At 34.2% G+C, this 1,941-nt stretch carries 2 protein-coding genes; both read right to left on the bottom strand.

Going from position 1 to position 1,941, the window contains the following annotated elements; genetic code table 11:
• Positions 1 to 271 precede the first annotated feature (271 nt).
• The gene (locus tag U9P79_08990) at positions 272 to 1,360 is read right to left on the bottom strand and encodes a PD-(D/E)XK nuclease family protein (GenBank protein MEA2104756.1); all 1,089 of its coding nucleotides are present in this window, start codon (positions 1,358 to 1,360) and stop codon (positions 272 to 274) included.
• Positions 1,357 to 1,614, bottom strand: coding sequence for a hypothetical protein (locus tag U9P79_08985; GenBank protein MEA2104755.1), 258 nt, complete (start codon positions 1,612 to 1,614; stop codon positions 1,357 to 1,359). The genes U9P79_08990 and U9P79_08985 overlap by 4 nt, the downstream gene beginning before the upstream one ends.
• Between the last annotated feature and the right edge of the window lie 327 nt (positions 1,615 to 1,941).

The following is a 1,941-nucleotide window of genomic DNA, read 5'->3' as shown; positions in this document are numbered from 1 at the left end:
CTTTAACAGAGTGTCAAAAATCAGTTCCATTTTTCTTCATTCCATACTAACCGCCTTTGTATGACTGGTAGCACAAAGATACCATTCGATATTTCTTTAATTGTATCTGCTACAGTTTTTGATTCCCAAATTGACATATATCACCTTTTTTGTGATGCCAAACGCCAGTATCACCGGTCGCTTAGCGGAATTTGAGGCTAAGATAATTTTTACCAAGAGCACTGAATTTGCATGAACGGCGGCCTATAGTGCTCCGGTGAATACACATGGGTTAGGGTAAAGTATGAAATTCCCAGATTTTCCCCATCTCCTGGAGTATTAGATTTGTCATATTTTGATATATAATATCCATTGGGGTAAGAACTCGAAAATGAAAATTTCTTGTCCCACGTTTTTTAAACGTATTTGATGAGTTAAATGATTTTTTTAATTCATCATCCCAACAACCAATTTCAAATACACCTATGTTATTTTCATTAAAAATATTATCAGGACTGACCCAAAGTTCCAAACGTGGGCTCATATCTGGGGTTTCAACATTCTCAAATACCGGTGCCCATTTATTCGAGACTTTTAATATCCCTGGTATTTCTGTTTTATAAATAATGGCCTCCATAAAAGCAGGTCCCCGCAAGTTTTTTTCAATATTCCACTTCGTGGCAGAAGGTTTCTCCGTATGTTTCTTTTGATCGTAGTATCCGCTAGTACCAAGTATTAATTCCTGTGTGTTTACTGAAATGTATGATAGCAATCTCTCAAAATAAACCGCTTGAAAAAATCTTCGATCATTATCATTAATTGTAATTGGATTAAGCTTCGCCAACTCTTCCTTGGCTTGTGCCAGGTCAATCTCTTTGCAACAATACTTATGCAATAAATTGAACGGTGACAATAAAGAATCAAGATAAGAAGTAAAATGATCAATTAGAACTGAAAGTGATTTATCCTCAGGATTAGAATTTTTTAAGAAATTACAAATTTCAGAATAGGTTATTACTTTATCTCTTTGTTCTACTGGAAAATTCTCGGCAACTAAACCTAAAGGAATAACAACTACATTCTCATCTTCATAACTTTTAATTTGTTCATTACTACCAATAGATTTTGTTTTATTTTCAATCACAATCATACGGCCATCATCAGTTGTAATTAATATATCGGCTCTACCACCCTGTATCGACTTTTCCGTTTCTACTACAAAGCTATTAATTTTTTCACCTATTCTGCTGAAAAACCACTGTGAAAAGTAACTACTCAAGCCATGTTCTCCGGTAGGCTCTAACAACCAAGAAATGAAAGAGGAATAAAATAGTTCCTGATTTCCAGACTTCAAAATTTGGATAATATTTTTTTTGTTCATTTTTTTGCCTTTTTGTACCCTAACCTTGCATTTTGCTGCGGGGTTCGATGATGTCTGACTGGGCCTAAATATGTTCCCGGTATTTTCTGATTTCCTCTTGGTAAGGATTGCATACCCTTTTTAGGATAAGCATGTTCAGCATCTAAACACTGCCTTACAGCTTTTTCTGGAAAAAAAGTAGCATCAAATTTTTTTATTTCACATATCATATACAATAAATGATGAATGGGTTCTAACTTCAGCTCGCTCAACATTTAATACGCTGAAGATATTAAATCTTTCTCCTGTAACTCTTGAAATATATTCATGTTTATCGTTTAGTAATTTAACTTTTTCTAACAAAGATTTCATGTTTATTACTTATCAGATAAATTCTAAGAAGCTTCTATTCAGATTAAGATAACAGAAGTTATCTGTTTGGCCAATCCATTTTTATTCTTGACAAAATTCTTTTATCCCCCGCATGAGGGAAATGATGTCATTCGATGATTCAAAAGAAAAAGTCCCCCAGAGCGAATCCTCAATAAACTCGTCATATTCAATATCCCACTGTAGAGAAAAACGATCGGCAATGCCGGTGA

The organism is Candidatus Cloacimonadota bacterium (assembly GCA_034661015.1).
GTDB lineage: Bacteria > Cloacimonadota > Cloacimonadia > JGIOTU-2 > JGIOTU-2 > JAYEKN01.
The sequence above is the reverse complement of the archived record's forward strand: the minus strand, read 5'-3'. Positions and strand labels throughout refer to the sequence as shown.

Coding starts and splice junctions, on each gene's coding strand:
- U9P79_08990 (MEA2104756.1), bottom strand. CDS start 1,360: ATGAACAAAAAAAATATTATCCAAATTTTGAAGTCTGGAAATCAGGAA.
- U9P79_08985 (MEA2104755.1), bottom strand. CDS start 1,614: ATGTTGAGCGAGCTGAAGTTAGAACCCATTCATCATTTATTGTATATG.